A 26,650-nucleotide genomic window follows, 5' to 3' on the forward strand; every position below is an offset into this window, starting at 1 on the left:
TGACGCACGCCGGCCCGGCAGGGATCGCCTGCCGGGCCGGCTTTCGCGCAGTCAGCGCCAGTGGGCGCGCTGGTACTGCGGCGGCCAGGGCACCTCGGCGCCCAGCTCGTGGGCCGCGCGCAGGCCGAAGTGCGGATCCCGCAGCCACTCGCGTCCCGCGAAGATGGCGTCGGCAGCGCCCGAGGCGAGAACCTCCTCGGCCTGCGCGCCGGTGGTGATCAGTCCGACGGCGGCGGTGGGCACGCGCCCGCCCGCGCGGACGGTCCGCGCGAACGGCACCTGGAAGCCGGGGCGGTACTCGATCCGAGGGTGGGCGACGATGCCGCCGCTCGAGACGTCGACGAGGTCGGCTCCGGCATCCATCGCCCAGGCGGCCACCTCGGCGGCCTCTTCGGGAGTGAAGCCGCCGTCCGCGTAGTCCGTGGCCGAGAGCCGCACGAAGACCGGGGTCGCGTCGCCCGCGACCTCGCGCACGCGCTCGACGATGCGCAGCAGCAGCCGGGCGCGGTTCGCCAGCGGACCGCCGTACTCGTCGTCGCGCACGTTCGCCAGCGGGGAGAGGAACTCGTGCAGCAGATAGCCGTGCGCTCCGTGCACCTCGAGCACGTCGAATCCGGCATCCAGGGCGCGCCGGGCCGCAGCGGCGAACGCCTCGACGATCCGCTCGATGCCCGCCGTGTCGAGAGCGGCGGGAGCCGCGTACCACTCGAACGCGATCGCGGAGGGGGCGACCGTGGGCCAGCCGCCCTCGGACGCGGGCACGGTGCCGCGCTGATCGGCCCAGGGCCACCACGTCGAGGCCATTCGCCCGGCATGGGCGAGCTGGATGCCGATCAGTCCGCCGCGCTCGTGCACGTCGTCGACGATGCGCGCCCAGGCATCGCGCTGCTCGTCGTTCCAGATCCCGGTGTCGCGCGGCGAGATGCGCCCCTCGGGCACCACGCCGGTCGCCTCGGCGAGGATCAGTCCGGCACCGCCGGACGCGAACTGCGCCAGATGCGTGCGGTGCCAGTCCTGCGGCACGCCGTCGACGGCGCTGTACATGCACATCGGCGACACCCACAGCCGGTTCCGGACGGTGAGCGAGCGGATGTCGAGCGGGGCGAAGAGTCGTGGTGTCGAGAGTATGGTCACAGCTCGACGCTATCGCCCGAGCGGGGGAGCAGGGCGCGCTAGCGTGTTCTTCATGCTGCGGGAGTGGACGAGGGCCGACACCGGTGCGCTGCTGCGTGTGCCGACCGCCGACGACGACAAGTACTCGCGCGGTGTCGTGGGACTGCGCACCGGCTCCGCCGCGTATCCGGGCGCCGCGGTGCTCGGGGTCGAGGCGGCCTGGCGGGCCGGGGCCGGGTACGTGCTCTACACCGGCGGTGCGCGCGATGCCGTGCTGGCTCGCCGGCCCGAGACCGTTGCCAGAGACGAGGCCGGCCGGACGCGGGTCGGTGCATGGGTGATCGGATCGGGGACGGATGCCGAGCACCGCGACGCACGCGAACGCGAGGTGCTCGAGGAGATCCTGCACGGCGACGCCGCCGTCGTCGTCGACGCGGGCGCGCTGGATCTCGCCGCCGACGGCACCGCTCCGATGGTGCTCACACCCCACGCCGGCGAGTTCGCGCGACTGCGCGCTGGGCTGGGACTCGCGGAGGTCGACCTCGCAGGCGAGGATGCACGGGTCGAGGCGGCGTCCGAGACCGCGTCGCGCCTCGGAGCCACCGTGCTGCTCAAGGGCTCCCGCACGATGATCGCCGGGCCCGACCACGAGCCGATCGTCGTGGGCGACACCACGGCCTGGCTGTCGACCGCCGGCACGGGCGACGTGCTGGGCGGGGTGATCGGCGCGCTCATCGCAGCCGATCCGCGTCGTTCTCTGGCGGAATCGGCCGCAGCAGCAGTCTGGCTGCACGGGCGGGCGGCGGCACGGGCATCCGGAGTCGCGGGCGCATCGACGGCCGAAGGAGGTCGGGCCGGGCATCCGATCGTCGCGCTCGACGTCGCCGAAGCGCTGCCCGGCGCCATCGGCGAGCTGCTGTCATGACGCCGGGGCGCCGGAGGTGATGTCGCGCCCCTGGCCGGTATGGGCGGCGTTCCTCATCGTGCATGCGATCGTCGCGGCCGCCGGGTGGCTGCTGCCGAGCCAGCCGATGGGCGACGTCGTGCTCGTGTATCAGCCGTGGGCGCAGGCGGCGCTCGGCGGCGACGCGATCGTGGGGATCACCGAGAGCTGGGTGTACCCGCAGCTCGCGCTGCTGCCCATGCTGGCCGCGCACGCCATCGCCGTGCTGTTCGTGCCCCTTCTCGGTGGTCCCGGGGCGTACCTGGTGGGCTGGGCGCTGCTGGTGACCGCGTGCGACGCGCTCGGGCTCACCCTGCTGCTGCGAGGTCGCGGACCGCGTCGCCTCGCGGCCGCCTGGTTCTGGGTCGCCGCGCTGCTGCTGCTCGGCCCGATCTCGATGTACCGGATCGACGCGATCACCGTGCCACTCGCGCTCGCCGGAGGACTGTGGCTGGCCTCGCATCCGCGCCTGGGTGCGGCCGCGCTCGCCGTCGGCGCGTGGGTCAAGATCTGGCCCGGCGCACTGCTGGTCGCTGCGATCGCCGCCGGCCGACGCGGACGGGAGCTCGCGGTGACCGCAGCTGCGGTCACCGCCGCGATCGCCGCGACACTGCTGGCGCTCGGCGCGGGCGAGCGACTCTTCGGGTTCGTCACCGCCCAGACCGGCCGAGGTCTGCAGATCGAGGCAGTCGCCGCAACGCCGTTCCTGTGGGCGGCGGTCGCCGGCGACGCGAGGATCGAGTACAGCTTCGACATCCTCACCTTCCAGATCGACGCGGACGGAGCGGCCGCCGTCGCGGCGGTCACGACACCGGCCATGGTGATCGCGGTCGCGGGTATCTTGATCCTCGGAGCGCTTCGCGCGCACCGCGGCGCCGCGTGGACGCATCTGCTGCCGCCGCTCGCGCTCGCCCTCGTCGCCGCGCTGATCGTCACGAACAGGGTGGGCTCGCCGCAGTTCACCACCTGGCTCATCGTGCCGGCGATGCTGTGGATCGTCTTCGACCACACCCGTGCGCACACGACGACGGCCCTCGTGCTGCTGGTGTGCGCGCTGACGTTCTGCATCTACCCGCTCACCTACGACGGACTGCTCGCCGCGCATCCGGTGCCGGTGCTGCTGCTGACCGTGCGCAATGCCATGCTCGTGGTGACGCTCGTCGTCGCCGTGCACGCTGTGCTGCGCACTGCCACGACGCGTCGCTGACGCGATCGACCACGAAAACGCGATCGACCACGAAAACAGGAGGAATCATGCTCGTCGCATTCTCCGTCGCCCCCTCGGGCGATGGCCGCTCCGGCGATTCGGTGCACGACGCCGTCGCAGCCGCCGTGAAGGTGGTGCGGGAGTCGGGTCTCGCGCACCGCACCACCAGCATGTTCACCGAGATCGAAGGCCCGGATTGGGACTCGGTCATGGACGTCGTCAAGCGGGCCACCGAGGCCGTGATGCCGTTCGGCTCGCGTGTCTCGCTGGTGCTGAAGGCCGACATCCGCCCCGGATACAGCGGCGAGCTGGATGCCAAGATCGAGCGCCTCGAGAAGGCGATCGACGCATCCGCCGACGGTGATGCGATCGGCCGGTAGCATGGGCGGGTGACTCCCTCGAATCCCTCGAGGGGGGCGGCGATGAGGGCGCTCCTCTCCCTCGCCGTCGGCAGCTTCGGCATCGGCATGACCGAATTCGTCATCATGGGCCTGCTGCCCGAGATCGCCCAGGACCTGCTTCCCGACGTCTGGGCGGCGAGCAGCGAGCAGGCGATCGGCCAGAGCGGTCTGCTCATCTCGCTCTATGCGCTCGGCGTCGTGATCGGCGCGCCGACGATCGCCGGAGCTGTCGCGCGCTTCCCACGGCACCGCGTGATGCTGGCGCTCGCGATCGCGTTGACCCTCGGCAACGCGCTCACCGTGGTGCTGCCCGGCTTCGGGCTGGTCGGCGCGTCGCGGCTGCTCGCCGGCCTGCCGCACGGCGCGTACTTCGGCATCGGCGCGCTCGTGGCGGCCGACATGCTCGGTCCGGGCAAGCGCGCGCAGGGTGTCGCGTTCATCCTGACCGGGCTGACCGTCGCCAACGTCGTCGGGGTGCCGCTGGGAACCTTCCTGGGGCAGCAGTGGGGCTGGCGTACGGCATTCCTCGTGGTCACCGCCGTGTTCGCGCTCGCGGCGGTCTGCATCGCGCTGTTCGTGCCGGCGCATCCGGGCGATCCCGGCCGCACGCTGCGATCGGAGCTGGGCGTGTTCCGGGTGCCGCAGGTGTGGCTCACGCTCGGCATGGGCGCGATCGGCTTCGGCGGGTTCTTCGCCGTGTACAGCTACATCGCCCCGCTGGTGACCGAGGTCGCCGGCGCTCCGCAGTGGGTCGTGCCGGTGACCCTGGTGCTGGTCGGGGTGGGCATGACCGCGGGCAACCTCGCCGGCGGACGGCTGGCCGACCGCGATCTGCGAGCCACCCTGGTCTGGGGTCTCGCGGCGCTCGCGGCGGTGCTCGTGCTGCTCGCGGTGCTGTCGTTCTGGGTCGTGCCGCTGATCATCACCGCCATGCTCGTCGGCGCGATCGCCTCGGTGCTGAGCCCCGCGATCCAGACCCGTCTGATGGACGTCGCAGGTGACAACCAGTCGATCGCGGCGGCGCTGAACCACTCGGCGCTGAACATCGGCAACAGCCTGGGGGCCTTCCTCGGCGGAGCGGCGATCTCGCTGGGCTTCGGCTACACCGCCCCCGAATGGGTCGGGGCGGTGCTCGCCGTGCTCGGACTCGCGATCGTGCTGATCGCCTACCGTGCGCAGTCGTCGGCACCGGAGCAGACGCCGGCGCCGGAGACGGCGGCACGCGGCCGTTAGAGTGTCGGCATGGATGCCCCGATGCGCGTCGCCGGCACCGCCGTGGTGCTGCGAGACGCTGCGGACGGCGTCGAGGTGCTGATGCTGCGGCGCCCCGCGACCGGCTCATTCCCCGGCGCCTGGGTCTTCCCGGGCGGGCGCGTCGACCCTGGCGACGAGCGTGACGGCGACGACGAGGAGCAGGCCGCGTCTCGTGCGGCCGTGCGGGAGACCCGTGAGGAGGCCGGCATCGGCATCCGCGATCTGGCGACCCTCTCACGCTGGGTGCCGCCGGCCGAGACACCGGTGCGGTTCCGCACCTGGTTCTTCCTCGCCCGCGAGGACGGGGAGGCGCTGCGGCCGAACCCCGGCGAGATCGAGGAAGCGCTCTGGATGACGCCCGGAGGGGCGCTGGAACGGCACGCGGCGGGGGAGCTCACGCTCTTTCCGCCGACGTGGGTCACGCTGCATGCGCTGCGTGAGCATCGCACTGTCGATGACGCGTTCGCGGCGATCAGCGCCTTCGCCCGTTACGAGACGCGGATGCAGCAGCTCGAGCGCGGGATGCGCGCGCTGTGGGCCGGCGACGAGGAGCATCCGGACCAGCCGGGGGCGCCGGGTGCGCGGCATCGGCTCACGATGGCTGCGCTGCCGTGGCAATACGAGCGGGGCTGAACGGGCATCCGGCGCACGCCAGCGTCTGCGCCTGCCCGACCGGGATCGGCACTCGCGTCACGAGGCGAGCAGACGCTCCAGATGCGCTCCGACGGGGTCCGTCTCGATGAGGAAGCCGTCGTGCCCGAAGTCGCTGGTGAGGACCACGGCTTCATCGTCGATGAGGTTCGGGATGCTGCGCGCGATGCGCTGCTGGCCGTCGACGGGGAACAGTCGGTCGGTGTCGATCCCGAGCACGAGGGTTCTCGCCGTCACGGTGTGCAGCGCCTGCTCGACGCCGCCGCGATCGCGGCCGATGTCGTGCGAGTTCATCGCCTCGACGACGGTGAGATAGCTGTTGGCGTCGAACCGGCGGGTGAACTTGTTGCCGTGGAAGTCGAGGTACGACTCGACCGCGAACCGTCCGCCGCGCCCGAGCGGCGACACATCCGACTGCCACGAGCGCTGGAAGCGCTGGTTGAGCTCGATCGGGCTGCGGTAGTTCAGCAGCGCCATCCGGCGCGCCAGCGCGAGGCCGCGGTGCGGGCCCTCGCCGAGCGCCGCGTCGTAGTACTCCCCGCCGGCGAAACGCGGGTCCATGCGCACCGTCTCGAGCTGCACGAAGTTCAGCGCCAGCTGGTCGGCGGTCGTCACCGGGGGAGACGAGAGCACGGCCAGGCGCTCCACGCGCTCGGGCTGCATCACGGCCCATTCCAGGGCGTGCATGCCGCCCATCGAACCGCCGATCACCGCAGCCCAGCGCTCGATGCCGAGCGTGTCGGCGAGGCCGATCTGCGCCGCGACCTGGTCGCGGATCGTCAGGTAGGGGAAGCGGGATGCCCATTCCCGCCCGTCCGGCGCAATGCTCGCGGGTCCTGTCGATCCCTGGCATCCGCCCAGCATGTTCGGCGCGATGACGAACCACCGGTCGGTGTCGATCGCCGATCCAGGTCCGACGATGTCTTCCCACCATCCGGCGGTGGGGTGCCCGGCCCCCGCAGGGCCGCGGACGTGGCTGTCGCCGGTGAGGGCATGCAGGATCAGCACGGCGTTGTCGCGCGCCTCGTTCAGCTCGCCCCAGCTCTCCCACGCCAGGCGGGTGGCCGGCAGCAGCTGACCGTTCTCGGTGCGGAAGTCGCCGAGGAACGTGAAGTGCCGCTCACCCGCCGGATCGCCGTCCCGCCAGGCGCCCGTGGCCGGGGGGCGTGCGCGCAGCAGACGCACGTCGGCCTCGGTCACCGGGGCCGATGGCACCGTGTCCTCAGACGTCGTCTGCCAGTCCATGCGTCCATTCTCGCCTGTGGGTGACTGACCCCGCCGCAGGTTACGGGTTGACGTGCCACGTCGGCCCGGTTGCTGCGGATGTGCTGGGCGGGAGCCGGATGTCGGTTCTCGGGCGTCTGCAACCGACGTCTAGCTCCCGGTGGACTCGGCGTGACTGCGCCCGCGTCATGGGCGGGAGCCGAATGCGGGTTCTCGGCGGTCTGCAACCGACGTCTGGCTCCCGGACGCGGGATCTGCAAGGTCCGTCGGCTGTCAGCCGCTTGCGTGGTGGGCGGGAGCCGAATGCGGGTTCTCGGCGGTCTGTAACCGGCGTCTGGCTCCCGGACGGGGGATCTGCCGCGCCGGACGCCGGTGCACTGGACGGCTCGCGGAGGATTCGTCCACAGTCTGCCGCATCCGGGAAGTTGTGCACGGATGCCGGGATCTGGGCATCCGCACCTGTCGCGATGCGGCGACGATGTCGGGATGCGCCGACCGAAGCCCCTGCCCCGTGGCCTCGGTGACCGATTCACAACCCGTGCTGCTGCCGCTGCCGGAGTGGGGCGATCACGAAGAGACGCCGTTGATCTCGCTCGTCCTTTCCACGGCGCTCGTGCGAGAAGCGCCCCGGCGAGCTTTCGCGATCTGGTCGACTGCTATCGCGCCATCATGCTGCCCGGACAGGTGTTCGTCGGTCCCACCGCGATGCGTCTGTGGGGACTGCCGCTTCCGGATGCCTGGAGCGCTGCAGAGCCGCTGCATGTGTGCGTCGGGCCGGACGCGGCGCCGCCCCGCGGTGCGGGAGTGAAGGGACGTCGGCTGGTGCCGCACCGTGCCCGGCAGATGATCTTCACGGGGGCGGCAGTGGTCGACCCGGTCGCGGCAGTGCTCACCACGCGGTCCGCCCTCGGTTTCGCTCAGCTGGTGGCGGCCTTCGACGCGCTTCTCACCACCGCCGCGAACTACCCCGGGATCAAGGCACCGAGACCCTTGGCGACCCGTGAGGAGATCCGGTGCCGGCTGGAGGAGTGGGGGAGATTCTCCGGGTGCGTCAGGGCGCGTCGTGCGCTGGACATGGCGCGTGAGGGCGCCGAGTCTCCGAAGGAGTCCGAGACGCGCGTGCTGATCATGGATCACGGGCTGCCGGAGCCGGTGATGCAGTGGATCGTGCGCGACGGCGGTGATTTCGTCGCGCGCATCGACCTGGCCTACCCCGAGCTCAAGATCGCGATCGAGTACGAGGGCGACGGGCACCGCACGGAGAAAGAGCAATGGCGTGCCGATATCCGTCGCCAACGTCGGCTCGAGGATCTCGGGTGGATCGTGATCCGGCTGACCGAGTCCGATCTGACCGACCCATCCGCGTTCCTCGGGCGGTTGACGCGTGCCCGAGCGGCGCGACTGGAGATCGCCACGGCCTGACGGGGCAAGTGGCCCCGACCGGCAGTTGGCCGGTGCTGCCGTCGGGTGTGTGGGGGAGCCGGATGTCGGTTGTGGGGGCGCGGGAACAGACCTATGCCTCCCGTGCAGCTCTCCCGCGGGTCGGGGCGCCGACGGAGGGCCGCCGGCCCGGAACGCACGGATGCCCCGGACCGTCCGGTCCGGGGCATCCGCGGTAGTGGAGCAGGTCAGGCGCGGGCGGCCTCGGCGACGCGGCGGGCGGCAGCCAGCGCGCTGTCGAGGTCGGCCTTGAGATCGTCGATGTTCTCGAGGCCCACCGAGAGGCGCACGAGGCCCGGCGTGACACCGGCCGAGAGCTGCTGCTCGGGTGAGAGCTGCGAGTGCGTGGTCGATGCGGGGTGGATGACGAGCGAGCGCACGTCGCCGATGTTGGCGAGGTGGCTGAACAGGGTGAGGCTGTTCACGAACTCGCGTCCGGCCGCCACTCCGCCCTTCAGCTCGAACGACAGCACCGCGCCGACGCCCTTCGGGGCGTACTCGTTGGCCTTGGCGTACCAGGGCGACGACGGCAGACCCGAGTAGTTCACCGAGGCGACGTCGTCGTGGTTCTCGAGCCACTCGGCGATCTCCTGCGCGTTCTGCACGTGACGCTCGATGCGCAGCGACAGGGTCTCGACGCCCTGAATGAGGTTCCACGCGCTCTGCGGCGAGATGGCGGAGCCGAGGTCGCGCAGCAGCTGCACGCGGGCCTTGATGATGTACGCGAGGCCGTCGCCGACCGCGGTCGTGTACGACGCACCGTGGTACGAGGGGTCGGGCTCGGTGAGACCGGGGAACTTGTCGACGTGCTGCGACCACGCGAAAGTGCCGCCGTCGATGATCGCGCCGCCGATGGTGGTGCCGTGACCGCCGAGGAACTTCGTCACCGAGTGCGTGACGATGTCGGCACCGTGCTCGAACGGGCGGATGAGGTACGGCGTCGCGATCGTGTTGTCGACGATCAGCGGCACGTCGTTCTCGTGGGCCACGTCGGCGACCCCCCGGATGTCGAGCACGTTGATCTTCGGGTTGCCGATCGTCTCGGCGAAGAACAGCTTCGTGTTCGGGCGCACGGCTGCGCGCCACTCGTCGAGGTCGTCCTGATTCTCGACGAAGGTCACCTCGACGCCGAGCTTGGCGAGGGTGTACTTGAAGAGGTTGTAGGTGCCGCCGTAGATCGCGCTGGATGCCACGAAGTGGTCGCCCGCCTCGGCGATGTTCAGGATCGCGAAGGTGGAGGCCGCCTGACCGCTGGAGAGCACAAGGGCTCCGGTGCCGCCCTCGAGAGCGGCGAGGCGCTGTTCGAGCACGTCCTGCGTGGGGTTCTGGATGCGGGTGTAGATGTTGCCGAACTCGGCCAGCGCGAACAGGTTCGCGGCATGGTCGGCGTTGTCGAACACGTACGAGGTGGTCTGGTAGATCGGCGTGGCGCGGGCCTTGGTGACCGGGTCGGGCGCGGCGCCCGAGTGGATCTGCTTGGTCTCGAAGCGCCAGTTCTCGGCTGCGGTCATGACGTGCTCCCAGGTTCGGGTCGTGGGGTCGGTCGGCTGGATGCCTGCAAGCGACACTACGAACCCGCGCGGCGGGCGACAACCGCCGGGAAATGTTACGTAACACAGCGCGATGATCGGATATGGGCCGGGTTCCGCATACGGTGGAGACCATGGTGATCAGACGTGCCGTGGTGACCGGAGCGAGCTCGGGTATCGGAGAGGCGACCGTGCGCGTGCTGCGCGCTCAGGGCTGGGAGGTCGTGGGCGTCGCACGGCGGCAGAACAGGCTCGCGCAGCTGGCATCCGAGACCGGGGCGTCGACCGTCGCTTGCGATCTCACCGACTCGGACGCCGTCGCCGCGCTCGTCGCCGAGCTCGAGCGCACCGGGCCCGTGCACGCGCTCGTGCAGGTGGCCGGCGGCGCGCGCGGCACCGACAGCATCGAGCAGGGGTCGATCGACGACTGGCAGTGGATGTACGACGCGAACGTCCTCGCCACGCAGCGGCTCGTCGCGGGCCTGCTCCCGCTGCTGCGCCGGGCCGCTGCCGCGGACGGCCATGCGGACACGGTGTTCGTCACCTCGACCGCGGCGCAGGCCGCGTATCCGGGTGGCGGCGGATACAACGCAGCCAAGGCCGCCGAGGCGATGCTCGTGAAGGTGCTTCGCCAGGAGCTGCACGGCGAGCCGATCCGTGTGGTCGAGGTGGCGCCGGGCATGGTGCACACCGAGGAGTTCGCGCTCAACCGTCTCGGCGGCGATGCGGTCGCAGCCGAGTCGGTGTACGACGGCGTCGCCGAGCCCCTGATCGCGGACGATGTGGCAGAGCTCATCGCCTATGCGCTGAACGCACCTCGTCGCGTGAACCTCGATCTGGTCACCATGCGCCCGCTGGCCCAGGCCGCACAGCACCTGCTGGCACGCGGTGCGCTGCACGTGCGCACGGACGACTGATGCGGAGCCCGCTCGTCGAGCTCGCCGAGAACGGCGAGATCGACCCCGGCTGGGCGCAGGCGCTCGCGCCCGTGCAGCCGATGATCACCGAGCTGGGTGACCGGCTGCGAGCCGAGAAGGCAGCCGGTCACGGCTACCTTCCTGCGGGTGCGAACGTGCTGCGGGCCTTCCAGCGTCCGCTGGCCGATGTTCGGGTTCTGATCACCGGGCAGGACCCGTATCCCACGCCGGGTCACCCGATCGGTCTGTCTTTCGCCGTCGATCGTGACGTGCGCCCGCTGCCGCGGAGTCTCGGGAACATCTACCGGGAGCGCCACAGCGATCTGGGCATCCCTCCGGCGCCGCACGGCGACCTGACCGCGTGGAGCGAGCAGGGAGTGCTGCTGCTGAATCGGGTGCTCACGGTTCGCCCCGGCGCCCCGGCATCGCACCGCGGGTGGGGATGGGAGAAGGTGACCGAGCTGGCGATCAGCACGCTCGTCGCACGTGAGCTGCCGCTGGTCGCGGTGCTGTGGGGGAAGGACGCCGCAGCGCTGAAGCCCCTGCTCGGGCAGACGCCGACGATCGAGTCCGCGCATCCTTCGCCGCTGTCGGCGAGCCGCGGCTTCTTCGGCTCCCGGCCGTTCTCGCGCGCGAACGCCCTGCTCGAATCGATGGGCGCCGACCCGGTCGACTGGCGCGTGGCGGGGGAGGCGTGAGCGAGCTGCGCGTGCGTTCGGTGACGGATGTCGATCTGCCGGCGATCCGCGACATCTACAACCACTATGTGCGAACCTCGACCGTGACCTTCGACGAGGTCGAATCGACCCTCGACGACTGGGCGGGCAAGGTGACTCGGATCGCCGAGGCGGGCATCCCGTTCCTCGTCGCCGAGACGCAGTCCGGCGAGCTGCTGGGGTATGCGCTCGGCGTGCCCTGGTCGGCGAAGTCGGCGTACCGGTTCACGACCGAGAACTCGATCTACCTCGCCCCCTCGGCGGCCGGTCGGGGTGTGGGCTGGGCGCTGCTGGCCGTCTTCCTCGACCGATGCCGGGATGCCGGTCTTCGCCAGATCATCGCCGTGATCGCCGATCACGGAGCCGACGCATCGATCGCACTGCACCGCAAGGCGGGCTTCGTCGACGCCGGCCGGCTCACCGAGGTGGGGGAGAAGTTCGGTCGACTCTTGGGCGTGCACTTCCTGCAGAAGGCGCTGTAGCTCTCGCCACCGCCCACATCGCCGGCCGTCAGGGCGAGGGGATGACCGGCACTGCGGCGAGCAGGCGCTTCGTGTACTCCTCGGCGGGATGCTGCAGCACCGTCGCCACGGTCCCGCGTTCCACGACGCGGCCATCCTTCATCACCGCGACGGTGTCGCTGAGGTGCTGCACGAGGCCGATGTCGTGCGACACGGTGATCATCGTCAGTCCCTCCTCATCGCGCAGCCGGGCCAGCAGGGCGAGAATCTGTGCACGCACTGTGACGTCGAGCGCCGACATCGGCTCGTCGCCGACGAGGATGCGCGGGCGGTGCACGATCGCGCGCGCCAGCGCGATGCGCTGCCGCTGTCCACCCGAGAACTCGTGCGGATGCCGGTCGGCCATCTCGGCGTCGAGACCCACCTGCGCGAGCACCTCTCGCACCCGTGCGCGATGGTCGCCGGGGATGTCGAGGGCCCATAGCGGCTCGGCGACGATCCGGCCCACGCTCATGCGCGGGTCGAGTGATGCGTACGGATCCTGGAAGACCAGCCCGGTCTCCCGGCGCAGCCAGTGCAGCGACCTGGCGCCCGCCGAGGCGTCCACTTCGCGACCGGCGACGCGCACCCGGCCGCCGGTGGGCCGGTCGAGTCCGAGCAGCAGCCGCACGAGCGTCGACTTTCCTGATCCGGACTCGCCGATCAGACCGAGCGACTCGCCTTCGGCGACCTCGAGGTCGGTCGGGTGCAGCGCGACGCCCGTGCGCGGTCGGTCGAACATCGTGCGACGTCTCACGGCGAAGCTGCGGCTCAGGGCTTCGGCGACGATGAGTCCGCGCTCGGCGGGCCCGGAGGGCGCGCTCATGATCCCGTCCCCTCGCCGCGGGCATCAGCTCGCCACAGCGTCGCGGTCGCATCGCGCAGCAGCGCGCGCGTCACCGGCGAAGCCGGCGAGCTGAGCAGCGTCGAGATGGGCGCCTGCTCGACGACCCGGCCGTGCTCGAGTACGACCGCATGGGTCGCGACCTGCGAGAGCACGGCGAGATCGTGCGTGATGAACACCAGCGACATCCCCTCATCGGTCACCAGTCCTAGCAGCAGCTTGAGCACCTCCGCCTGGATGGTCACGTCCAGCGCGGTGGTGGGCTCGTCGGCGATGAGCAGCCGCGGCCGGCATGCGAGCGCCATCGCGATGGCGACGCGCTGGCGCTGACCGCCGGACAGCTGGTGCGGGTAGCGATCGACGACGGATGCCGGGTCGGGCAGCTGCACGCGGGCCGCCTCGGCGATGGCGCGCTCGCGCGCCTCGCGCCTGCCGATCCGCTCGTGGATGCGGACGGATTCCGCGATCTGCCTGCCCACGGTGCGGATGGGATTGAGGGCGGTGCGCGGCTCCTGGAAGATCATGCCGATCTGATCGCCCCGCAGGCGGGCGAGGTCCCGGTCTGGCATGCCGACCAGTTCGGCGCCGTCCCAGCGGATGCTGCCGCTGACCTCCGCCCCCTCGGGCAGCAGCCCGAGGATCGCCAGCGCGGTCATCGACTTGCCGGATCCGGATTCGCCGATCAGGCCCAGTCGCTGACCGTCCTGCACCGTGAACGTCACGCCGTCGACCACGCGTGCGCCGTCGATCTCGACGACCAGCGATTCGACCTCGAGAGTCATGCGACCACCTCCGGGACGTGCACCTGCGCGGAGCGGCGCGACAGCGTGGGGTCGGTGGCCTCGCGCAGCGCGTCGCCGAGCAGATTGAGCCCGAGCACGGTGAGCGTGATGGCGATGCCCGGCCAGACGACGGTGAGCGGATGCACGCCGATGTAGCGCTGCAGATCGGCCAGCAGCGTGCCCCACGACGCCTCGGTGAGCGATGCACCGAAGCCGAGGTAGGACAGCCCGGCCTCGGCGAGCACCGCGACGGCCATCGACCACGACAGCTGCACGATGAACACCGGGGCGATGTTCGGCAGCAGATGGCGCACGAGGTTCTGGCCGGCGGTGAGCCCGGATGCCCGGCCCGCCAGCACGAAGTCGCTCTGCTGCACGCGGCGCAGCTCGGGGCGCGTGACCCGGGCGATGCTCACCCCGAAGCCGATTCCCACGGCGAAGACGACGACCCACAGCGATCCGCCCCAGACGGCGGAGATCATCATGGCGATCATCAGCACGGGGAACGCGATGAGGATGTCGACCAGCACGGCGACGCTCTCGCGCACCCATCTCGCGGTCAACGCGCCGAGGGCGGCCAGGGAGACGCCGACGAGCGTCGCCACGATGCCCGCCCCGACGGCGACGAAGGCCGTGGTGCGGGCACCAGCCATGATCAGGCTGAGGATGTCGCGTCCGGTGCTGTCGGTGCCGAGCAGATGCGGCCAGCCGGGCGCCGCCCAGCGCCCGCGCACGTCGGAGAGCATCGGATCGAACGGGGTCCAGAACACCGACACGACGGCGGTCAGCGCGATCACGACCACGACGAGCGCGGCGAACCGGCCCGTCCACGATGACAGCAGCGCGCGCAGCCAGCGGGGCATCAGCTCTCCTCCGCTCTCTGCCTGGGGTCGACGGCGTGGTGCACGAGGTCGACGATGAAGCCGATGATCAGCACGAATCCGGTGAGCACGAGAAGTTCGCTCTGCACCTTGATCAGATCGCGCGTCCCGACGTCGGCGACCAGCATCCGCCCGATGCCGGGAAGGGTGAACAGCTGCTCGATGACGACCGAGCCCACCACGATGCCGGCGACCTGCACGCCGAGCACCGTGACGATCGAGAGCCCCACGGCGGGGATGCCGTGACGGATGAGCGCCTGGCGCCGTGTGAGGCCCTTCGCGGCCGCGGTGCGCACGAAGTCCTGACCGGCGGCCTGCAGCGTGGCGCTGCGGACGAAGCGCATGAGCATGGCGCCCTCGACGATGCCGATGGTCAGGGCAGGAAGCAGCAGCGACTCGAACGCCTTGGCGGGAGTCGTCCACCCCGCTCGGGGGAAGCCCTGCGCCGGCAGCCAGCCCAGCCAGTGGGCGAACACGACGACCAGCATCATCCCGGCCCAGATCACGGGGACCGCGGCCAGGGCCTGCGCGCCGAAGCTCAGGGCGGTGCCGCCCGCGCGGCCGCGCAGCAGGGCGGATGCCACCCCGAACGGCACCGCGATGAGCAGGGCGATGACGAGCGCCATCAGCCCGAGAGGAACCGTGACACGCGACTTCTCGACCAGCTCGGAGCCCACCGACGCGCCGCTGAGCTGCGAGGTGCCCAGATCGCCGCGCAGGATGCCGCCGATCCAGTCGGTGTACTGCGCGAGCAGCGGCTTGTTCAGGCCCAGCGATTCGCGCAGCGCCGCGACGGTCTGCGGGTCGGCCTGAGTGCCGGCGATGAGCTGCGCGACGTCCCCGGGGAACACCCGCAGCGTCAGGAAGATGATCGCGCTCGACACGAGGAGCCCTGCGACCAGCAGGGCTCCTCGTGTGAGCGCGTAGCGGATCACTCCGCGGACTTCGTCACGCCGGCGAGATCGATGCGCGAGTTGATCGAGTCGGTCGGGAAGCCGGCGACCGCCGCGGTGTGCGCGGTGAGCGTGGCGCCGTTGTACAGCCAGTCAGCCGCGTGGTCCTCGGAGACGATGCGTGCGGCCTTCTTCAGCAGGTCGGCCGACTTCTTCGGGTCGATCTCGGTCTGCGACTGGGCGTACAGCTTCTGCACCTCGGCGTTGTCGTAGCCGAAGTAGTAGTCGGGATTGGCGAAGTTCACGAAATCGCGCGGTTCGACGTGCAGCACGAAGCTGAGCTCGTAGTCGTGGTTCGTGTACACGTCGTCGAGCCAGGTGGGGAACTCCACGCGCTTGACCTCGAGCGAGACGCCCACCTTGGCGTAGTCCGACACCAGCACCTGAGCCGCGGTCGTGCCGTAGAACGACGGGATGGTGAGGGTGAGATCCAGCTCTTCGTGACCGGCCTCTTTCAGCAGCTTCTTCGCCTTCGCCGGGTCGTAGGGCGCGACGTCGCTGAGATCCTCGTGACCGGGGTCGAGCTCGGGAATCGGACCGTACAGCGTCTGGCCGGCGCCGATCGCCTCCACGAGCGCCTCATGGTCGACGGCGAGACGCAGCGCCTCGCGCACCCGGACGTCGTCGAGGGGGGCCATTCGGTTGTTGAAGGCGAGGGTCGCCTTGTCGGTGGTGCGGCCGCTCGTGATGGTGAAGTCGCCGGTGTCCTCGAGCTGGGAGACGAGGTTCGGGTCGACGGCGGTGAGCACGTCGAGTGTGCCGTCGAGCGCCGCGTTCACTCCGGCGGTGAAGTCGGGGATGTACTCGAACACCACCTCTCCGATCGTGGCCTTCTCCCCCCAGTACTCGTCGTACCTGTCGAAGGTGATGGCGCTGCCCTTCGCCCAGCGATCGAGCACGAACGGGCCCGTGCCGTTCTCATCGGTCTTCAGGTCGGTGGTGTCGCCGTTCTTGAACACCAGTCCGGCGGGCCCGGTGAGGGTGAAGAGGAAGTTCTGGTCGGGCTGAGTGAGGGTGATCGTCACCGTCTGGGGGTCGGGAGCTGCGATCGAGGCGACGCCGGCGAACTCCGCGTTGCCCTGCACACTGGCATCCGTCCTGACGGTCTCGTACGAGGCGACGACATCGGCCGACGTGAGCGGAGTGCCGTCGTGGAAGGTGACGCCCTCGTTGAGCGTGAACTCGTAGGTCAGTCCGTCGGCCGACACCTCGTACGCACTCGCCAGACGCTCTTCGATCCCGTTGTCCTGCGTGCGGGTGACGAGCCCCTCGTAGATGTTGTCGACCAGCACCTGTTCGAGAGCGGCACCGCTGGTGTGCCGGATGTCGAGATTGGTGGGCTCGAGGACGAGTCCGACGGTGAGGGTCGCATCGGGGTCGACCGCAGCGGACGCCGTCGGCGTGGGCTCGGTGGCAGGGGCGCAGGCGCTGAGCGCGATCGCGCCGGCGGCGAGCAGGCCGAGTGCGGCGAATCCGGCGGAGCGCCGGGCGGGGGAAGCAGACAAGGGTCGTCCTCTCGAAGGGGTGCGGCGCGCGCTCAGCGCGTCCCGCGGGTCAGCGCGCCGGTCACGATGGCGGCGAGGGAGTCGGGGGCCGTCTCCTGGACGTTGTGTCCGGCGTCGACGGTGATGACAGCGGCGGTGGGAAGGTGCTCGGTGAACGCGACGACGTCGGCATCCTGCAGGAAGCCGCGCTCACCGCGCACCAGCGTGACCGGGGCGTCCACGGCGCTGAGCTGCGCCCACGGTGCGGCGCCTGGCGCGGTGCGCTCCGTCTTCAGCGAGTCGAAGGCCGACGCGATGATGTGCGCGAAGTGGTGCTTCCATTCGACGCGGCCGTCGTCGCGCACGCGCGTGTTGAAGAAGACGCCGCGCTCGGTGTCGGCTCGACTCCCGCCGAAGCCGAACGCCTGCGCGCGGTCGACCGCCTCATCGCGCGAGGCGAAGTCGGTGACCGCGTAGAACTCGCGCAGCACCGACGGAGCTGCGTCGGTGTCGAGGCCGGGCACGATGTCGACCAGAATCAGCTCGCGAACCAGTTCCGGATGCTCGGACGCGACGATCTGTGCCGTGAGCCCGCCGAGGGAGTGGCCGACGAGGATCTGCGGGCGCGGCGCCCAGGCCGCGAGAGCGCGCGCGACGTCGGCGGCGAGCACGGCGGGGGAGTAGTCCAGGTCGTCGCGCCAGGAGGAGTCACCGTGACCGGCGAGATCGATCGCGATGGCCGGACGGCCGAGCAGCAGCGCGACAGCGTCCCACGTGTGGGCGTTGAGACCGGCACCGTGCAGCAGCGTCACCTCGGGGTCGCCGTCGCCGAAGCGCAGCGCGCTGAGCGCGCGACTGTCGGGGAGGGTGATCGCGATACGCTCGGCGCGGGGCAGGTCGGTGCCCAGGGCCTGCGCCTGCTGGGGCAGGTAGCCGAACTCGCTGATGTCTTCAACCACGGCCATATTCTGCTCTTGCGGCGGGTGCAGCGAGAAATGCGGGATCAGTCTGCACGACTTGTGCGTGTCATACTTTGTATATTGCTCAGATATCGTTCTTAAGGCTTGTCTATCTGCATTTCTGGTGTTTCGTTTGACGCGCCGTACGGCGCGTAGGGTGGAGGCATGTCCCCGCGTCTGATCCGAGTGCGAGCATGAGTGTGCTCAGCGTCGGCGGTGTCGCGAATCTCCGTGACGTCGGCGGCATCCGCGCTGGCTCCGCGCGGGTGCGCTCCGGAGTGCTGCTGCGCTCCGGTCACCTCGCAGACCTCACGCCCGAGGGTGGTGCGCTGCTCGCCGACCGCGTGCGGCACGTGGTCGATCTCCGAGACGACGCCGAGGTGGACCGGGAGCCGTCCGCTCTCAGCGGCGTCCCGATCACGCGGATCCCGCTGTTCCTCGGATCGGTCGGCTCGTTCTTCGCGCTCAATATGGATCTGACCGCGATGTACCGTCATCTCGTGGACGAGTCCGCACCGAGGCTGGTGGACGCGGTTCGCATCATCGCGGCAGGCGAGCCGACACTCGTGCACTGCACGGTGGGGAAGGACCGCACCGGTGTCACGGTCGCTCTCGCGCTCAGTGCGGTCGGGGCAGATCGGGATGCCGTGGTCGCCGACTACGCGCTCACCGCGTCGCAGCTGCCGCCGGAGCGGAACCGCGCGATCGTGCAGTACCTGCGCGCGCACCTGCCCGACGCCACGAACGCCGTGCAGCTTGCGACCGAGTCACCCGCTCCCGTGATGGCGTCGCTTCTGGCCGACATCGACGACCGCTATGGATCGGTGGCGGCGTTCCTGCGCGACGCCGGGATGGCCGACGCCGAGCTCCATGCGCTGGCGGAGGCACTGCTCGCCTGATCGCGCCCGTCGGTGCGCGGTCGAATGAGGTTAGGCAACCCTACATAGGTGGTAGAGTGAAGTCATCATGGGCACCACTCAGACGTACGCAGCAGGCCGCGCCGCACGCCGAGCGTCCCGCCGACCGCAGGTGCAGCACCTGATCACGGCTGACGAGCACTCGCTCGCCGATCTCGAGCTCGCCCTCGCCACGCTGCCCATGTGCGCCGTCGGCCGCGTCTTCATCGAGGTGCCCGATGCCGGCGACATCGGCGTCATCTCGGCGCCGCCGCGGATGACCGTGGCCTGGCTGCCTCGCTCGCGGCGGGGCCTGCAGCCGCGCGCGACGGGGGAGGCGCTCAGCCGAGCCGCGATCGCCTGGGCGGACGAGATGCTCTGCGACGAATCCGGCGCCGGTCTGGGCACCGAGGTCATTCTGCTCGGCGGCTGGCTGAGCACTGCCGACATCGTCGACCACCTGACGAATGCGGGAACCGTGCCGGCGGAGGCGATCCACGCTCCGTCCCGTTACGGTCTCACGTCCGACTGACCGACTCGCCGCGACCGCGGCACGTAACCGCCGTCCTCCAGGCCCGCTTCGACCTCGAACCAGTTGCGAAGCGGATCCCGTCCCGCGAGCAGATACAGCACGGGCATCAGGAACCCGTATCGGCGCCACTGGCGCTTGTGGACGGCTTCATGCCTGAGCACGGCGTCTGACGGATCACGGTCGCCGGTGAGGAAGCATCCGCCCACGCAGACTCCACCGCGCGCGAATGCCCACGCGGGCAGCCCCTGGAAGACCCAGAGTCCTTCTCGACGCTGCACTCTCCCCGTGCTCCACAGCGAACCCCATACCCACCCGACGGCGGTGCCCCAGGCATAGCCCAGGCTGCTGATCGGCGAGTCGAGCAGCACCGAAGGCAGGATCCTGTCGACGCGGCGTCCGCGCGCGAGCGCGCGCGCTGCGTGGGCCCGCCACTCGGCCGTCATGCCACGGCGCCGATCAGACGAAGAATCGCGCCGAGGTCGAGCACGGCATCCGCCGGGCTGCGGGGCGCGAAACCGGCGATGGTCGCGCCGGCCAGCGGCACCTCCTCGCGAAGGCGCCTCAGCGCGGCGGCGAGATCAGTCGCGCTCACCCCGAAGGGCGCGGCTTCGGAGACGCCCTCGAACTCCGCAGGATCGAGCACGTCGACGTCGATGTGCACCCACACCCGACTCGCACCCGTCGCACGCACCGCTGCGGCCACGGCGCCGACATCTGCCAGGCTGTCGGAGGAGAGCACGCTGACCCGCTCCAGGGCATCCCGCTCGGTGTCGTCTATGGAGCGCGAGCCCAGCAGAACGATCCGCTCGGCGGGCACCCCGGGTGACAGGGCGAGCTGCGGCTCGCCCTCGCCCATCACCGCGCGGAGCGCCATCCCGGCGAATGCTCCGGACGGCGAGGTGGACGCGTCGTTCAGGTCGGGGTGCGCGTCGCACCAGAGCACGGCGAGCTCCGAGGTGTCGATCGCCGAGAGGGCGAAGACGCTCACGCTGCAGTCGCCGCCGACCACCACGGTCGGCTCGCTCGTGGCGGCGATGCGCTCGGTGACGAGTTCACGAGTGCGCAGCAGAGCGCTCAGCCGCCGGATGCCGGTGCCGAGAGAGTCGCCGGCCTCCAGCGGCACGTCGAGCATCGTCGTATCACGGCGCGGCAGATCGCCGGCGATCGCGGCGGCGCCGTCGGTGAGCAGCATGGCGCGGGCCGACGGCGAGCCCTGCCACTGAGGCACGATCAGGAAACGGGTCATGGTCTCTCCGGGGGGAGAAGGAGGGGTGGATGCCGCGCACGGCATCCACCCCTCGGAATCACTCTGCTTCGAGGGCGGCACGCGAGGTGCCGCCGGACTTGAGCTCGGCGAGGCGGGCCTCGACCTCGGTCAGCTCGCCGAGGTCCTCGAGGCTCTCGAACTGCGCGTCGAGCGAGGAGGCGGCGATCTCGGCCTTGCCCTGGGCGAGGGCCTCCTGACGGCGGATCTTGTCTTCGAAACGACCGAGCTCGCTGGTCGGGTCGAGCACGTTGATCGAGCCGATGGCATCCTGCACCTTGGTCTGCGCCTCGGCGACCTTCGCCCGGGCGAGCAGCTCGCTGCGCTTCGTCTTGAGCTGGCCGAGCTTCTCCTTCATGCCGTTCAGCCCGCCCTTGAGCTTCTCGACGATCTCGGTCTGCGCCGCGATCTGCGGCTCGGCCGCCTGTGCCTCGCGCTCTTCGCCGATCTGACGCTGCAGGGCGATCTTGGCGAGGCTGTCGAACTTGTCGGCGTCGGTCGTGTTGCCGGCCGAGCGCAGCTCGTCTGCCTTGCGGCTGGCGGCGAGTGCCTTGTTGCCCCACTCGCGTGCGGCGCGGACGTCCTCTTCGTGGTCGCGCTCGAGCAGGCGCAGATTGCCGATGGTCTCGGCGATCGCCGACTCCGCGTCGGCGATGTTGTTGGTGTAATCGCGGACGAGCTGGTCGATCATCTTCTGCGGGTCCTCGGCTTGGTCGAGGAGCGAGTTGATGTTCGCGCGGACGAGGGTCGAGATGCGCCCGAAAATGGATTCCTTGGCCATGTTCATTCCTTTGCTGTTCTCAGGTTGTCGTGGTCGATGGTCGTGTCAGATCGTGAGGGGCCCGGCGTCGACGTCAGAACGCGCCTCCGCCGCCGCTGCTGCCGGAGCTGCCGCCGAAGCCGCCGACCGAGAAGCCGCCGCCTCCGCCGCCTCCGAAGAAGCCGCCCCCGCCGCTGCCGCCGGAGCTCCAGCCGCCGCCTCCTGCGCCCCAGCCGCCGCCGCCCCAGCCGCCGCCGTGATGACCGCCGGTGGCCTGGCCGATGAGGATGCCGCCGAGCAGAGCGCCGAGGGTGTCACCGCCGCGACCGCCGCCGCCGCTGAACCCGGAGTAGTCGCTCTGTGCGATCCGGATGGCCTCCGACGCCAGGGCGTCCGCCCGCTGGGCGAGCGAGAGCGCCGCGACCGGGTCGGTCTGAGCGAGTGAGCGAGCCTGCTCGAGCGTCGCCCGTGCTTCGGCGAGACGGGTGCGCGCGGTCGATGCGATCGAACCACGGCGGTTGAGGATGTAGCTCTCCGCGGTGGAGATCTGCATCTCGGCGCGGCGCACCGCATCGGCGAGCATGCTGAGTGCGCGTGCGATCCTGGCCTGCTCGTCGCGGCCGTGCTGGATGACGGCGTCGATCGACGTGTTGGCGGCTTCCAGAACCCGAAGGGCGTCGAGAGGCTGCCGCCCGGAGGGCCCGAGCATCGCCTGAGCGCGCTGGATGCCCTGCAGCGTGGCCGTCACCGCCTGAGCGATGCCGCCCTGCGAGTCGGGGAGGGAACGGGCCGTCTGCACATCGGCGTTCAGCTCGGAGATGAGCGCGGCGGCTCGTTCGTCGGCGGCCTGCAGATCGCTCTGCAGCTTCTCGACCGCGTCCTCGAGCTGAGTGGCCTGCTGCACGGCGCCCTCCGCCGCGCGGACGGCGACGGCGGCGTCGCCGGTCTCGCCCTCGGCGATCAGCGCATCGGCCTCCCGAATGCGCTCGTCGGTGAATGTCATGCGAGAGCGGGCTTCGGCGGTGTTGCCGACCACAGGGGAGATCGCTGAGGGCGCATAGACGGCGGCGAGGTCGTCGAGGATGCGATCGGCCCGCTCGATCTCGGCGCCGGCGGCGGCGCGCAGACGGCGCACGTTCTCGAGCGCGGCGGGGGCGTTCTGCTCGAGCTCGCGCAGCTCGTCGAACTCGGCCTTGCGCTCTACGAGCACCTGCGTCGAGTCCGAGCACAGCTGCAGGATGCGCTGGTTCCACTCGATGCGCTGCTCGTCGGTGTCGGGAACCTCGTCGTCGAGCTTCTGCTGCAGCGAGAACGCCTGGTCGAGGTTGGTGCGCGAGGTCTGCAGGGCCGTCACGAACGGGCCGATCACCTCGTCGCCGAACTGCGCACGCGCGTACTCCATCTCCTGTTCGCTGGTGCGCACGAGGTCGTCGGTGCGCACCAGCGCGATGTTCGCCTGCCTGCCGAGCTCGGCCAGCTGCGCCTGCCGCTCGGCCTGCTCCGCCGCCCGCCTGCGGGCGCGGCGCACGAGTAGCACGATCACGACGATCACGACGACGACCACGACGACGATGCCGACGATGATCGCTGTGCGTGCGGCGATCTCCGCAGCGCGCTGCTGCTGCTCTGCCGCTCGCTGCGGCTCGAGCACGTAGATGTCGTACGCCCGGTCCGCGCCCGCGACCACGGCGCCGCTGAAGTCGCTCTCCGACAGATCCGGTCGCATGGCGGCGAGGATCTCGTCGCGCTGCTCGACGCTCATCTCGCCCCGGTCCGGGCGGTACATCGTGTAATTGCGACCCTCGGTCGAGACCGAGATGAGGTACTGGGTGTCGCTGAACCCGTTGCCCTGCGCCGTCTGCGTCGTCCACGCGGCAGGATCGGCCGGCGACGTGTACTGCGGCACCATGACGAAGAAGAGGTCGATGCCCGCCTCTTCGCGCAGCCTGTCGAGGGTCGCCTCGGCATCCGCCCGATCGGAGGCGGAGATCACACCGCTGCGGTCGGTGATCTGCCCGTCGAGCTCACCGGGATCGGTCGCGGACGCCATGCTCAGCGAGAGCGCGCCCATCAGAACACCGAGCAGGACCGCGGTCGCAGTCCGCCACCGATTCCTCATCGTGTTCCCTCCGGCCGGCAGGCGTGCACCATGGCACGAGTCTATGCACTGGGCCCGACCGGCGACAGCACCCACGGCGGGTTCGCCGTTCGCCCTCAGCGCAGACGCATACGCTGGGAGGCATGGACGACATGTACGGCTCCGACGTGCTCGCCGACGGCTGGCGGCAGCGCGGTTTCGCCAAGACGACCGAGGTCGCGGCAGAGAGGGATCTCGTCGTCGAGGTCGCGCAGGACGGGTACTGCGGTGCGGTCACCCGGATCGAGGCGGGCATGGTCGAGCTCGAGGACTGGAAGGGCCGTCGGCGCAGCTTCCCGCTCGGCGGCGGATTCATGATCGACGGCAAGCCGGTGAAGCTCGTCGTGCCCGTCGCGAAGCGGACAGGACCCCGCCGCACGGCATCCGGGTCGTTCGCCGTAGCCGACGACCGGGCGCGAGTGGCGCTGCCGAGCCGCATTCTCGTCGAGGGGCGGCACGATGCCGAGCTCGTGGAGAAGGTCTGGGGAGCGGACCTGCGCGTGGAGGGCGTCGTCGTCGAGTACCTGAAGGGTCTCGATCTGCTCGATGAGCTGCTCGCGGAGTCGCCGCCGTCGTCCACCCGTCGCTACGGTGTGCTGGTCGATCACCTGGTGCCCGGCTCGAAGGAGACTCGCATCGTGGATCAGATCATGCGCGGTCCGCACGGCCGGCACCTGAAGATCGTCGGGCACCCCTACATCGATGTGTGGCAGTGCGTGACCCCTGCGGCGATGGGCATTCGAGCATGGCCGGAGATCCCGCGCGGCACGGATTGGAAGACGGGCATCTGCCGCGCCTTCGGCTGGCCGGCCGACGACCAGACCGACATCGCCCACGCCTGGAAGCGGATCCTCTCTCGCGTCACGACCTACCGAGACCTCGAACCCGCCCTGCTGGGCCGGGTCGAGGAGCTGATCGACTTCGTCACGGAGCCCGCGCGGTGACCGGCCGTTCGCGGGGCATCCCGTCCACCCGGGTCGCTGAGCCTGTCGAAGCGCCCCGGTACCCTGGAGGGATGCCTGAACCACGCACCTTCCGCGATGAGCCCGTCTCGTTCGTGCGCCGCAGCGGCCGCATGTCCGAGGCGCAGGAACGGGCATTCGAGCAGCACGCGCCGTTCTATCTGCTGGACGTCCCCCGCGACGTGGCCTTCACCTCGGTGCACCCCGAGGCGCGGCTCGATGTCGCGGCCGAGTACGGACGCGAGGCGCCGCTGATCGTCGAGATCGGCTCCGGCCAGGGCCACGCGATCGTCGCCGCCGCATCCGCCGCGCCCGACGCCGACTTCCTGGCGGTCGAGGTGTTCCGGGCGGGGCTGGCGCGCACCATGCTCGACGCCGCGGCCGCCGACGTTCGCAACCTGCGGCTGGTCGAGGCGAATGCTCCCGAGGTGCTCTCGACGTATCTGCCCGAGGGATCGGCGTCGGAGGTGTGGATCTTCTTCTCCGACCCGTGGCACAAGAAGCGCCACACCAAGCGGCGGCTCATCCGGCCCGGTTTCCCGGCGACCGCCGCGCACGCGATCGCCGCGGGGGGAGTGCTGCGTCTGGCGACAGACTGGGAGGACTACGCGCTGCAGATGCGCGAGGTGCTCGACGAGGCGCCCGAGTTCGAGCGCGCCTTCGACGGCGAGTGGGCCGAGCGCTTCGACGGCCGCGTGATGACCGCCTTCGAGCGCAAGGGCATCGCCAGAGGACGCGAGATCCGCGACCTCACCTACCGCCGGGTGCCGCGGGTGTGACGAAGACCGCCTGGCGCAGCATCCCTCCGGCGGCGCTGGTGTGCGCTGCCGCGCCCGCCTTCTTCGTGCTCGGCTGGACCTGGGCCGGGTGGCTTCTCATCATCTTCGGCCTCGGGACCGCCGCGCTGATCGAACGCAGGTCTCCGCGCTCGATCGCCGTGTCGGTCGGACACCGACCCGACCGGGTGATCGGCGAGCGACGCGTGCCGTCGCTGACTCGCGACCTGGCGCTGATCGCGATCGGGATGCTGATCGTGCACGCCATCTCGCTCGAGGCGCAGCTCGACGACCTCTCGATGCTGCGCTTCACGCTCGCGCTCGGGGGAGCGTTGCTCGTGCCGTACCTGCTGTCGCGCTTCGCGTTCCGCGACCGGGCGATCTCGTTCCCCTGGCGCACCGGCATGCGCTGGGCGCCGTGGCAGTGGGTGTGGCTGATCGGGGTGCTCGTGCTCGGGTGGCTGATCCTGCCGTTCTACTTCATCACCAGCGGCGTCTACCACAACTGGCCGGTCGTGGACACGGCCGATCTCATCGCCCGGCTGTTCGTCGGCGTCGGCGCGGTGGGCATCTGGGACGAGCTGTTCTTCATCTGCACGGTCTTCGCGCTGCTGCGCCGGCACATGCCGGCTCTCAGCGCCAACGTGCTGCAGATGATCGTGTTCGTGTCTTTCCTGTGGGAGCTCGGCTACCGGGCCTGGGGACCGGTGCTGACCATCCCGTTCGCGCTGCTGCAGGGCTGGATCTTCCTGCGCACCCACTCGCTCGCGTACGTGGTGACCGTGCACCTGCTCTTCGACGCCGTCGTGTTCGCTGTGCTCGTGCACGCCCACAATCCCGGGCTGCTGCCGTTCTTCCTCGTCTGACCGGTCCCTGGCGGGCGGTCTCCGCGCCCGCGTCGGGGAGCCAGATGTCGGGTGCGCGGGCCCGGTGACCGGCATACGGCTCCCGCCCAGGCTGGTGCGGCAGGGTCCGGCGCGGGTGGGGGAGCCAGATGTCGGGTGTGGGTGCCTGGTGACCGGCATTGGGCTCCCGGCCAGGCCGGCGCGGCAGGGTGCCAGCGGGTCGAGGGCCACCCGCCGGATCTTCGGCGTGCAGAGCGCTGCCGACGCCGAGACGACGCGTGCCCTCGCCTTCAACCAGGGCTTTTACAACCTCTTCCTCGACGTCGCCACGTTGCTCGGGGTGGTCCTCGTCGCGGTGGGGCACAGGCGGCGGGTGTCACCCTCGCCCTCGCCGGCACGGGGATGTTGCTCGCCGCAGCCCTCGTGCTGGTCTTCTCCGACCGCACCAAGCTCCGTGCCGCCGCCACTCAGGGCACGGCGCCGCTGCTCGCCGTGATCGCACTGACGGTCTGGATGCTCGGAGCCGCTGGCGCGCAGCCGTCGCGCGCGTGCAATCCGCGGGGTGCGCAGCTGGTAGGCTCGACCGGTACGCCTCCGTAGCTCAGCGGATAGAGCGCCGGTTTCCGGTACCGTAGGTCGCAGGTTCGATTCCTGTCGGGGGCACGTATCGGAGAAGACCG

Annotated in this window: 29 protein-coding genes and 1 tRNA gene; 17 read left to right on the forward strand and 13 right to left on the reverse strand. The window is 70.5% G+C overall.

What is annotated here, in order from left to right:
• Positions 1-51 precede the first annotated feature (51 nt).
• Entirely contained in the window at positions 52-1,134 is a 1,083-nt protein-coding gene (locus tag V2S05_RS01580) for an NADH:flavin oxidoreductase/NADH oxidase (RefSeq protein WP_413633525.1), read from the reverse strand.
• 52 nt (positions 1,135-1,186) lie between these two features.
• Here V2S05_RS01580 and V2S05_RS01585 point away from each other — a divergent pair, with 52 nt between their 5' ends.
• The 5 genes from V2S05_RS01585 to V2S05_RS01605 are packed head-to-tail and all read left to right on the forward strand — an operon-like array spanning position 1,187 to position 5,551.
• The gene (locus tag V2S05_RS01585) at positions 1,187-2,038 is read left to right on the forward strand and encodes an NAD(P)H-hydrate dehydratase (protein ID WP_413633527.1); all 852 of its coding nucleotides are present in this window, start codon (positions 1,187-1,189) and stop codon (positions 2,036-2,038) included.
• Between the two features lie 19 nt (positions 2,039-2,057).
• Positions 2,058-3,263: a hypothetical protein gene (locus V2S05_RS01590; protein ID WP_413635202.1), complete on the forward strand. Its 1,206-nt coding sequence runs from the start codon at positions 2,058-2,060 to the stop codon at positions 3,261-3,263.
• A gap of 47 nt (positions 3,264-3,310) precedes the next feature.
• A complete protein-coding gene (locus tag V2S05_RS01595; protein WP_271637982.1) occupies positions 3,311-3,643 on the forward strand; it encodes an MTH1187 family thiamine-binding protein in 333 nt (110 codons plus the stop codon).
• 42 nt (positions 3,644-3,685) lie between these two features.
• Positions 3,686-4,897: an MFS transporter gene (locus tag V2S05_RS01600; RefSeq protein ID WP_271637980.1), complete on the forward strand. Its 1,212-nt coding sequence runs from the start codon at positions 3,686-3,688 to the stop codon at positions 4,895-4,897.
• A gap of 9 nt (positions 4,898-4,906) precedes the next feature.
• Positions 4,907-5,551, forward strand: coding sequence for an NUDIX hydrolase (locus tag V2S05_RS01605; protein ID WP_413633529.1), 645 nt, complete (start codon positions 4,907-4,909; stop codon positions 5,549-5,551).
• A 57-nt stretch (positions 5,552-5,608) separates the two neighbouring features.
• Here V2S05_RS01605 and metX read toward each other — a convergent pair whose 3' ends face one another.
• Positions 5,609-6,814 (reverse strand): homoserine O-acetyltransferase MetX, encoded by a 1,206-nt coding sequence (metX, locus tag V2S05_RS01610; RefSeq protein ID WP_413633530.1) that lies wholly within the window; start codon positions 6,812-6,814, stop codon positions 5,609-5,611.
• A gap of 648 nt (positions 6,815-7,462) precedes the next feature.
• On the opposite strand from metX, the gene V2S05_RS01615 reads away from it, so the two are divergent.
• On the forward strand, positions 7,463-8,215 hold the full coding sequence (locus V2S05_RS01615) for an endonuclease domain-containing protein (protein WP_413633531.1): 753 nt from the start codon (positions 7,463-7,465) through the stop codon (positions 8,213-8,215).
• A gap of 206 nt (positions 8,216-8,421) precedes the next feature.
• Here V2S05_RS01615 and V2S05_RS01620 read toward each other — a convergent pair whose 3' ends face one another.
• Positions 8,422-9,744: a bifunctional o-acetylhomoserine/o-acetylserine sulfhydrylase gene (locus V2S05_RS01620; RefSeq protein WP_413633532.1), complete on the reverse strand. Its 1,323-nt coding sequence runs from the start codon at positions 9,742-9,744 to the stop codon at positions 8,422-8,424.
• A 152-nt stretch (positions 9,745-9,896) separates the two neighbouring features.
• On the opposite strand from V2S05_RS01620, the gene V2S05_RS01625 reads away from it, so the two are divergent.
• The 3 genes from V2S05_RS01625 to V2S05_RS01635 are packed head-to-tail and all read left to right on the forward strand — an operon-like array spanning position 9,897 to position 11,877.
• Positions 9,897-10,679 carry an SDR family oxidoreductase gene (locus V2S05_RS01625; protein ID WP_413633533.1) on the forward strand — a complete coding sequence of 261 codons (783 nt, stop codon included), beginning with the start codon at positions 9,897-9,899 and terminating at the stop codon, positions 10,677-10,679.
• Positions 10,679-11,377 (forward strand): uracil-DNA glycosylase, encoded by a 699-nt coding sequence (locus V2S05_RS01630; protein WP_413633534.1) that lies wholly within the window; start codon positions 10,679-10,681, stop codon positions 11,375-11,377. The genes V2S05_RS01625 and V2S05_RS01630 overlap by 1 nt, the downstream gene beginning before the upstream one ends.
• Positions 11,374-11,877, forward strand: a complete 504-nt coding sequence (locus V2S05_RS01635) for an N-acetyltransferase family protein (protein WP_413633535.1) — start codon at positions 11,374-11,376, stop codon at positions 11,875-11,877. Before V2S05_RS01630 ends, V2S05_RS01635 begins: the two co-directional genes overlap by 4 nt.
• Before the next feature lie 28 nt (positions 11,878-11,905).
• On the opposite strand, the gene V2S05_RS01640 is transcribed toward V2S05_RS01635, so the two are convergent.
• The 6 genes from V2S05_RS01640 to V2S05_RS01665 are packed head-to-tail and all read right to left on the reverse strand — an operon-like array spanning position 11,906 to position 17,804.
• Complete coding sequence (locus tag V2S05_RS01640) at positions 11,906-12,721, reverse strand: ABC transporter ATP-binding protein (protein WP_413633537.1); 816 nt, start codon at positions 12,719-12,721, stop codon at positions 11,906-11,908.
• Positions 12,718-13,521, reverse strand: a complete 804-nt coding sequence (locus V2S05_RS01645) for an ABC transporter ATP-binding protein (RefSeq protein WP_413633539.1) — start codon at positions 13,519-13,521, stop codon at positions 12,718-12,720. The genes V2S05_RS01640 and V2S05_RS01645 overlap by 4 nt, the downstream gene beginning before the upstream one ends.
• The gene (locus tag V2S05_RS01650) at positions 13,518-14,384 is read right to left on the reverse strand and encodes an ABC transporter permease (RefSeq protein ID WP_413633540.1); all 867 of its coding nucleotides are present in this window, start codon (positions 14,382-14,384) and stop codon (positions 13,518-13,520) included. The genes V2S05_RS01645 and V2S05_RS01650 overlap by 4 nt, the downstream gene beginning before the upstream one ends.
• The gene (locus V2S05_RS01655; protein ID WP_413633541.1) at positions 14,384-15,337 is read right to left on the reverse strand and encodes an ABC transporter permease; all 954 of its coding nucleotides are present in this window, start codon (positions 15,335-15,337) and stop codon (positions 14,384-14,386) included. Before V2S05_RS01655 ends, V2S05_RS01650 begins: the two co-directional genes overlap by 1 nt.
• On the reverse strand, positions 15,334-16,860 hold the full coding sequence (locus V2S05_RS01660) for an ABC transporter substrate-binding protein (protein ID WP_413633542.1): 1,527 nt from the start codon (positions 16,858-16,860) through the stop codon (positions 15,334-15,336). Before V2S05_RS01660 ends, V2S05_RS01655 begins: the two co-directional genes overlap by 4 nt.
• Positions 16,861-16,892: 32 nt before the next feature.
• A complete protein-coding gene (locus V2S05_RS01665) occupies positions 16,893-17,804 on the reverse strand; it encodes an alpha/beta fold hydrolase (protein ID WP_413633543.1) in 912 nt (303 codons plus the stop codon).
• Positions 17,805-17,992: 188 nt separating this feature from the next.
• On the opposite strand from V2S05_RS01665, the gene V2S05_RS01670 reads away from it, so the two are divergent.
• Positions 17,993-18,697 (forward strand): tyrosine-protein phosphatase, encoded by a 705-nt coding sequence (locus V2S05_RS01670; RefSeq protein WP_413633544.1) that lies wholly within the window; start codon positions 17,993-17,995, stop codon positions 18,695-18,697.
• 67 nt (positions 18,698-18,764) lie between these two features.
• Positions 18,765-19,226: an SIP domain-containing protein gene (locus V2S05_RS01675; protein ID WP_413633545.1), complete on the forward strand. Its 462-nt coding sequence runs from the start codon at positions 18,765-18,767 to the stop codon at positions 19,224-19,226.
• Here the strand turns inward: V2S05_RS01675 and V2S05_RS01680 are convergent.
• The 4 genes from V2S05_RS01680 to V2S05_RS01695 form a co-directional block, all read right to left on the reverse strand.
• Positions 19,205-19,669: a Fe-S oxidoreductase gene (locus V2S05_RS01680; RefSeq protein WP_413633547.1), complete on the reverse strand. Its 465-nt coding sequence runs from the start codon at positions 19,667-19,669 to the stop codon at positions 19,205-19,207. The genes V2S05_RS01675 and V2S05_RS01680 overlap by 22 nt on opposite strands.
• Positions 19,666-20,472, reverse strand: a complete 807-nt coding sequence (locus V2S05_RS01685; RefSeq protein WP_413633548.1) for an arginase family protein — start codon at positions 20,470-20,472, stop codon at positions 19,666-19,668. The genes V2S05_RS01680 and V2S05_RS01685 overlap by 4 nt, the downstream gene beginning before the upstream one ends.
• A 58-nt stretch (positions 20,473-20,530) precedes the next feature.
• A complete protein-coding gene (locus V2S05_RS01690) occupies positions 20,531-21,271 on the reverse strand; it encodes a PspA/IM30 family protein (protein ID WP_271637960.1) in 741 nt (246 codons plus the stop codon).
• 73 nt (positions 21,272-21,344) lie between these two features.
• On the reverse strand, positions 21,345-23,321 hold the full coding sequence (locus tag V2S05_RS01695) for a TPM domain-containing protein (RefSeq protein ID WP_413633549.1): 1,977 nt from the start codon (positions 23,319-23,321) through the stop codon (positions 21,345-21,347).
• A 170-nt stretch (positions 23,322-23,491) separates the two neighbouring features.
• Here V2S05_RS01695 and V2S05_RS01700 point away from each other — a divergent pair, with 170 nt between their 5' ends.
• The 6 genes from V2S05_RS01700 to V2S05_RS01725 all read left to right on the forward strand — a co-directional run bounded on the left by V2S05_RS01700 (position 23,492) and on the right by V2S05_RS01725 (position 26,633).
• Positions 23,492-24,331 carry a DUF3097 domain-containing protein gene (locus tag V2S05_RS01700; RefSeq protein WP_413633550.1) on the forward strand — a complete coding sequence of 280 codons (840 nt, stop codon included), beginning with the start codon at positions 23,492-23,494 and terminating at the stop codon, positions 24,329-24,331.
• A gap of 71 nt (positions 24,332-24,402) precedes the next feature.
• The gene (gene trmB / locus V2S05_RS01705; protein WP_413633552.1) at positions 24,403-25,128 is read left to right on the forward strand and encodes a tRNA (guanosine(46)-N7)-methyltransferase TrmB; all 726 of its coding nucleotides are present in this window, start codon (positions 24,403-24,405) and stop codon (positions 25,126-25,128) included.
• A complete protein-coding gene (locus V2S05_RS01710) occupies positions 25,125-25,991 on the forward strand; it encodes a CPBP family intramembrane glutamic endopeptidase (protein ID WP_413633553.1) in 867 nt (288 codons plus the stop codon). The genes trmB and V2S05_RS01710 overlap by 4 nt, the downstream gene beginning before the upstream one ends.
• 226 nt (positions 25,992-26,217) lie before the next feature.
• Entirely contained in the window at positions 26,218-26,466 is a 249-nt protein-coding gene (locus V2S05_RS01715) for a DUF1304 family protein (RefSeq protein ID WP_413633554.1), read from the forward strand.
• Entirely contained in the window at positions 26,373-26,570 is a 198-nt protein-coding gene (locus tag V2S05_RS01720) for a hypothetical protein (RefSeq protein WP_413635268.1), read from the forward strand. Before V2S05_RS01715 ends, V2S05_RS01720 begins: the two co-directional genes overlap by 94 nt.
• Positions 26,561-26,633: transfer RNA gene (locus tag V2S05_RS01725), tRNA-Arg, on the forward strand. The genes V2S05_RS01720 and V2S05_RS01725 overlap by 10 nt, the downstream gene beginning before the upstream one ends.
• The last annotated feature ends 17 nt before the right edge of the window (positions 26,634-26,650 follow it).

It is taken from the genome of Microbacterium sp. OR16 (assembly GCF_047306725.1).
Classification (GTDB): Bacteria; Actinomycetota; Actinomycetes; order Actinomycetales; family Microbacteriaceae; genus Microbacterium.

What these genes read in the sequence shown, in the direction of transcription:
- V2S05_RS01585 (WP_413633527.1), top strand. Translation starts at nt 1,187, where the DNA reads ATGCTGCGGGAGTGGACGAGGGCCGACACCGGTGCGCTGCTGCGTGTG.
- V2S05_RS01590 (WP_413635202.1), top strand. Translation starts at nt 2,058, where the DNA reads ATGTCGCGCCCCTGGCCGGTATGGGCGGCGTTCCTCATCGTGCATGCG.
- V2S05_RS01595 (WP_271637982.1), top strand. Translation starts at nt 3,311, where the DNA reads ATGCTCGTCGCATTCTCCGTCGCCCCCTCGGGCGATGGCCGCTCCGGC.
- V2S05_RS01600 (WP_271637980.1), top strand. Translation starts at nt 3,686, where the DNA reads ATGAGGGCGCTCCTCTCCCTCGCCGTCGGCAGCTTCGGCATCGGCATG.
- V2S05_RS01605 (WP_413633529.1), top strand. Translation starts at nt 4,907, where the DNA reads ATGGATGCCCCGATGCGCGTCGCCGGCACCGCCGTGGTGCTGCGAGAC.
- metX (WP_413633530.1), bottom strand. Translation starts at nt 6,814, where the DNA reads ATGGACTGGCAGACGACGTCTGAGGACACGGTGCCATCGGCCCCGGTG.
- V2S05_RS01615 (WP_413633531.1), top strand. Translation starts at nt 7,463, where the DNA reads ATGCTGCCCGGACAGGTGTTCGTCGGTCCCACCGCGATGCGTCTGTGG.
- V2S05_RS01620 (WP_413633532.1), bottom strand. Translation starts at nt 9,744, where the DNA reads ATGACCGCAGCCGAGAACTGGCGCTTCGAGACCAAGCAGATCCACTCG.
- V2S05_RS01625 (WP_413633533.1), top strand. Translation starts at nt 9,897, where the DNA reads ATGGTGATCAGACGTGCCGTGGTGACCGGAGCGAGCTCGGGTATCGGA.
- V2S05_RS01630 (WP_413633534.1), top strand. Translation starts at nt 10,679, where the DNA reads ATGCGGAGCCCGCTCGTCGAGCTCGCCGAGAACGGCGAGATCGACCCC.
- V2S05_RS01640 (WP_413633537.1), bottom strand. Translation starts at nt 12,721, where the DNA reads ATGAGCGCGCCCTCCGGGCCCGCCGAGCGCGGACTCATCGTCGCCGAA.
- V2S05_RS01645 (WP_413633539.1), bottom strand. Translation starts at nt 13,521, where the DNA reads ATGACTCTCGAGGTCGAATCGCTGGTCGTCGAGATCGACGGCGCACGC.
- V2S05_RS01650 (WP_413633540.1), bottom strand. Translation starts at nt 14,384, where the DNA reads ATGCCCCGCTGGCTGCGCGCGCTGCTGTCATCGTGGACGGGCCGGTTC.
- V2S05_RS01665 (WP_413633543.1), bottom strand. Translation starts at nt 17,804, where the DNA reads ATGGCCGTGGTTGAAGACATCAGCGAGTTCGGCTACCTGCCCCAGCAG.
- V2S05_RS01670 (WP_413633544.1), top strand. Translation starts at nt 17,993, where the DNA reads ATGAGTGTGCTCAGCGTCGGCGGTGTCGCGAATCTCCGTGACGTCGGC.
- V2S05_RS01675 (WP_413633545.1), top strand. Translation starts at nt 18,765, where the DNA reads ATGGGCACCACTCAGACGTACGCAGCAGGCCGCGCCGCACGCCGAGCG.
- V2S05_RS01680 (WP_413633547.1), bottom strand. Translation starts at nt 19,669, where the DNA reads ATGACGGCCGAGTGGCGGGCCCACGCAGCGCGCGCGCTCGCGCGCGGA.
- V2S05_RS01685 (WP_413633548.1), bottom strand. Translation starts at nt 20,472, where the DNA reads ATGACCCGTTTCCTGATCGTGCCTCAGTGGCAGGGCTCGCCGTCGGCC.
- V2S05_RS01690 (WP_271637960.1), bottom strand. Translation starts at nt 21,271, where the DNA reads ATGGCCAAGGAATCCATTTTCGGGCGCATCTCGACCCTCGTCCGCGCG.
- V2S05_RS01695 (WP_413633549.1), bottom strand. Translation starts at nt 23,321, where the DNA reads ATGGGCGCGCTCTCGCTGAGCATGGCGTCCGCGACCGATCCCGGTGAG.
- V2S05_RS01700 (WP_413633550.1), top strand. Translation starts at nt 23,492, where the DNA reads ATGGACGACATGTACGGCTCCGACGTGCTCGCCGACGGCTGGCGGCAG.
- trmB (WP_413633552.1), top strand. Translation starts at nt 24,403, where the DNA reads ATGCCTGAACCACGCACCTTCCGCGATGAGCCCGTCTCGTTCGTGCGC.
- V2S05_RS01720 (WP_413635268.1), top strand. Translation starts at nt 26,373, where the DNA reads ATGTTGCTCGCCGCAGCCCTCGTGCTGGTCTTCTCCGACCGCACCAAG.